At 71.7% G+C, this 4172-nt stretch carries 4 protein-coding genes; 3 read left to right on the forward strand and 1 reads right to left on the reverse strand.

Going from position 1 to position 4172, the window contains the following annotated elements:
• Positions 1 to 204: 204 nt before the first annotated feature.
• Positions 205 to 2334 (reverse strand): S9 family peptidase, encoded by a 2130-nt coding sequence (locus H5J33_RS25840; RefSeq protein ID WP_181797266.1) that lies wholly within the window; start codon positions 2332 to 2334, stop codon positions 205 to 207.
• A gap of 172 nt (positions 2335 to 2506) precedes the next feature.
• On the opposite strand from H5J33_RS25840, the gene H5J33_RS25845 reads away from it, so the two are divergent.
• From H5J33_RS25845 to H5J33_RS25855, 3 genes are read left to right on the forward strand one after another with little or no spacing between them, the layout of a single operon-like run.
• Complete coding sequence (locus H5J33_RS25845) at positions 2507 to 2701, forward strand: hypothetical protein (protein WP_181797267.1); 195 nt, start codon at positions 2507 to 2509, stop codon at positions 2699 to 2701.
• 48 nt (positions 2702 to 2749) lie between these two features.
• Positions 2750 to 3571, forward strand: coding sequence for an N-acetyl-1-D-myo-inositol-2-amino-2-deoxy-alpha-D-glucopyranoside deacetylase (mshB, locus tag H5J33_RS25850; RefSeq protein WP_181797268.1), 822 nt, complete (start codon positions 2750 to 2752; stop codon positions 3569 to 3571).
• Positions 3572 to 3601: 30 nt separating this feature from the next.
• The gene (locus H5J33_RS25855) at positions 3602 to 3961 is read left to right on the forward strand and encodes an MmcQ/YjbR family DNA-binding protein (protein ID WP_181797269.1); all 360 of its coding nucleotides are present in this window, start codon (positions 3602 to 3604) and stop codon (positions 3959 to 3961) included.
• Positions 3962 to 4172 lie beyond the last annotated feature (211 nt).

The raw sequence follows: 4172 nt of genomic DNA on the forward strand, positions 1-4172 counted from the left end.
CCCCGCCGCCCATCCGTCGGCCTGTCACTTCGCCGAGGAGCGGCCGGCCGTGTCCGCCGGGGAGAGCGGGGGCGACGGGAACGGGCCGGGGTGACATGGCGTACCCCGGCCCGTTTACGGCACCCGCACGGCCGTACGCGATTCAGCCTGCCTTGTCCGTATATCGGTGCCGCTTCCGTGAAGTTGCCTGTGTGTTAACGGAGTTCAGGGGCGCTTCCCCGGGGGCAGGGAGCGCCGCAGGAAGTCCAGCTGGAGGCGGAGCAGGTTCTCCGCGACCGTCTCCTGCGGGGTCATGTGGGTGACCCCGGACAGCGGCAGCACCTCGTGCGGCCGGCCGGCGGCCAGCAGGGCGGAGGACAGCCGCAGCGAGTGGGCGACCACCACGTTGTCGTCCGCGAGCCCGTGGATCACCATCATCGGCCGGTGCGGCCCGGCCGCATCCACCAGCCCCGCGTCGTCGATCAGCGAGTTGCGGCGGTAGACCTCCGGCTGCTCGCCCGGGTCGCCGAGGTAGCGCTCCTGGTAGTGGGTGTCGTAGAGCCTGAGGTCGGTCACGGGCGCGCCGACCACCGCCGCGTGGAAGACGTCCGGGCGGCGCAGCACCGCGAGTGCCGCCAGATAGCCGCCGAAGGACCAGCCCCGGATCGCCACCCGGTCCAGGTCCAGCGGGTACCGCTCGGCGAGCGCGTGCAGCGCGTCGACCTGGTCCTGGAGCACCACGGCCGCCACGTCGTCCCGGATCGCCTTCTCCCAGGCGGGGGAGCGGCCCGGGGTGCCCCGGCCGTCGGCGACGAGCACCGCGAAACCCTGGTCGGCGAACCACTGGGAGGTGAGGTGGGCGTTGTGCGCGGCGACCACCCGCTGGCCGTGGGGGCCGCCGTAGGGGTCCAGCAGGACCGGCAGAGGAGTGTCACCGGGGTAGTCCCGTGGCATAAGCAGGGCGCATGGAATCCGGCGTGCGCCCCCTTCGGTGAGCGTCACCCGCGGACGCAGGCCCGGATCCTCGGCGTACGACCGGATCGTGACCGCCGGCTTCCCGTCGCACAGCACCCGGGCCCGGCTGCCCGGCCGGTCCAGGGCCGCGGACACCAGGACGGTCACACCTCCGGCGCGCACCGCGGAGTGCACACCGGGCTCGTCCGACACGCGTTCCACACCCAACTCGTTCACCCTGTACACATGAACTTCGCCAATTTCCGGCGCAGGGGCCTCCGGGCCGGAAGAGGCGGAAACCAGTACGTCCGTCGAACCGACGTCCAGAACCGCACGAATGTGCAACTGTGCGCTGGTCAGCGGCCGTTCGCCGACCGTCAGCACCCGGGCACCGCCCTCGTCCGCGATGCGGACAAGCCGCCCCGAGGGGCTCCAGCAGGGCACTCCGGCGAAAAGTTCAAGCCAATCTGGGTCTTCATCGGCGTGCACCATCCGGGTGACCCCGGAGTCGGGGTCCACGGCCAGGAACAGCTGGCTGCGCTGGTCCCGCGCCTGCACCAGCAGCAGCGGCGCACCCGCCTCTGACCAGTGCACACGCGCAAGGTAGGGGTAGCGGGCCCGGTCCCAGAGCACCTCCGTGCGGCTGCCGTCCAGCCCGAGAACGAACAGTTGTACGCTCGCGTTGGGGGTGCCCGCCGCCGGGTACCGGATGTTGAGTGGCTCACGTTCCGGACGGGCCGGATCGGCGATCCACCACTGCCGCACCGGCGTGTCGTCCACGCGCGCCACCAGCAGCCGGTCCGAGGACGGAGCCCACCAGAAGCCCCGCGAACGGCTCATCTCCTCGGCCGCGACGAACTCCGCGAGCCCGTAGGAGACCTCCGCCGACTCCGGCTCGGCCAGCGCCCGGTCGCCGTCCCCCTCGGCGCCCACCACCCGCAGCGCGCCCCGCGCGACGTAGGCGACGTGCCGCCCGTCGGGGGCCGGACGGGGGTCGATCACCGGCCCCGGAACGGGGAGTTCACGTGCCGTGCCGGCGCGCAGCTCCGCTGTGAAAAGCCGCCCTGACAAGGCGAAGGACGCCAGCTCCACGGAAGTGTCGGTGGCATAACCGACGATGCCGACACCCCCCTCCCGGCTGCGCTCGCGGCGGGCCCGCTCCTCGGGCGACAGCTCTTCCGGGGAGCCCTGGAGCAGCACCCCGGGATCGGCCGCCAGGCGCTCGGTGCCGTCCGGAAGATCCAGTACCCACAGGGAGTTGACCCGGTCGGTGCCCGAGCCGGAACGCAGGAACGCGACGCGCGCGCCGTCGGGCGCCACCGTGAACGAACGCGGCGCGCCGAGCGTGAACCGCTGCGTCCGTGCGTGCCGTCGGGGGAAGGAGTCAGCCTCGGTCGTCATACCCCGACCATATTGGCCATGCGCCCCCTTGTGCGGCTGTGCGCCGAGCGATGCGCGCACACGGATAGTTATGATCACTACCGCTGTGTGGGTATGAACCTGCTGGCGTCTGCATGGAATTGCTCAACTGATCTAGAACCCGCGTCCCTGGGATCTTTGGAGGTGAGCCGCCGTGGCACTCTCGATTTCGGCGGTGGTGCTGCTGGCGATCATCGTCTTCCTGTTGATCAAGAAGTCAGGGCTGAAGGGCGGCCACGCGGTCGTCTGCATCCTGCTCGGCTTCTATCTCGCCTCCTCGACCATCGCGCCGACGATCAAACAGCTGACGACCAACGTCGCCGGCATGATCGGCAGCATCAAGTTCTGAGGGCCGGTGTCACCGGGGGCGGTGCGCGGAACCTCGTAGGGTGGTCCCATGACGGAACTGCCCGCGCGGCGTCTGCTGCTGGTGCACGCGCACCCGGACGACGAGTCGATCAACAACGGCGCGACCATGGCCAGGTACGCGGCCGAGGGTGCCCACGTGACCCTGGTCACCTGCACCCTGGGCGAGCGCGGCGAGGTCATCCCGCCGGAGCTGCGGCATCTGACGGGTCCCGCGCTGGGCGCGCACCGGCGCGGTGAGCTGGGCGCGGCCCTCGCCGCGCTCGGCGTCACCGACGGCCGGCTGCTCGGCGGCGCCGGGCGCTACGGCGACTCCGGGATGACCGGCACCGCCGACAACGACGACCCCGGCTGCTTCTGGCAGGCCGACGTGGACGAGGCCGCAGGCCACCTCGCCGAGGTGATCCTGGAGGTCCGCCCGCAGGTCCTCGTGACCTACGACGACAACGGCGGCTACGGCCACCCCGACCACGTCCAGGCCCACCGCGTCGCCATGCGCGCCGTCGACCTCGCGGCCGAACGCGGCCACCGGATCGCCAAGGTGTACTGGAACCGCGTGCCGCGCTCCGTCGCCGAGGCCGCCTTCGCCCGACTCGGGGACGAGCTGGACACCCTGCCGTTCGACAAGAGCGCGGCCGTGGACGACGTACCGGGCGTGGTCGACGACGAGCGGATCACCACCGCCGTCGACGGCACCGCGCACGCCGCCGCCAAGGCCGCCGCGATGCGCGCCCACGCCACTCAGATCGAGGTGGCCGGGCCGTACTTCGCGCTCTCCAACGCCCTCGCCCAGCCCCTGTTCACCACCGAGTACTACGAGCTGGTGCGCGGCACGGCCGAGCCCGGAGGCTGATTGTCAGTGGCAGGGGCTACCTTGCGTGTCATGCCGGACGCAGAAGACGTACGCCGAATCGCCCTGTCCCTGCCGGACACCACGGAGAAGGTGGCCTGGAGCATGCCGACGTTCCGGGTGGCCGGGAAGATGTTCGCGACCCTGCCCGAGGACGAGACGTCCATCGCCGTGCGCTGCCCCAAGGAGGAGCGCGACGAACTGGTGCGGGCCGAGCCGGACAAGTTCTGGATCGCGGGCCACGAGGCCCAGTTCGCCTGGGTGCGAGCGAGACTGGCCGCCCTGGAGGACGAGGAGGAGCTGCGGGACATCCTCGCCGACTCCTGGCGCCAGGCCGCCCCGCCCCGGCTCCTGGACGCCCACCCCGGGCTGGGGGTCCCGTCCGGGGGCTGAAAATCCCGGTGGGGGCGGCCGGTGGGGTGGCATCATCCCGCGACGGAGGCGGCACGGGGAGGCGGCGGCCCACGGGGGCGGCTCCGGCGGAGACATCGAATCCGCCGGGGATGCCGGACGCGCCGGTGACAGGGGGAGGGAAGCACTCGGATGACCGGAAGAACGGATCGCCTGGCGGGAGATCCTCAAGCGCTGGACCAAGGAGTTCGGC

Origin of the sequence: Streptomyces sp. WELS2, from assembly GCF_013870595.1 — a bacterium.
Classification (GTDB): domain Bacteria; phylum Actinomycetota; class Actinomycetes; order Streptomycetales; family Streptomycetaceae; genus Streptomyces.

Coding starts and splice junctions, on each gene's coding strand:
- mshB (WP_181797268.1), top strand. CDS start 2,750: ATGACGGAACTGCCCGCGCGGCGTCTGCTGCTGGTGCACGCGCACCCG.
- H5J33_RS25855 (WP_181797269.1), top strand. CDS start 3,602: ATGCCGGACGCAGAAGACGTACGCCGAATCGCCCTGTCCCTGCCGGAC.
- H5J33_RS25840 (WP_181797266.1), bottom strand. CDS start 2,334: ATGACGACCGAGGCTGACTCCTTCCCCCGACGGCACGCACGGACGCAG.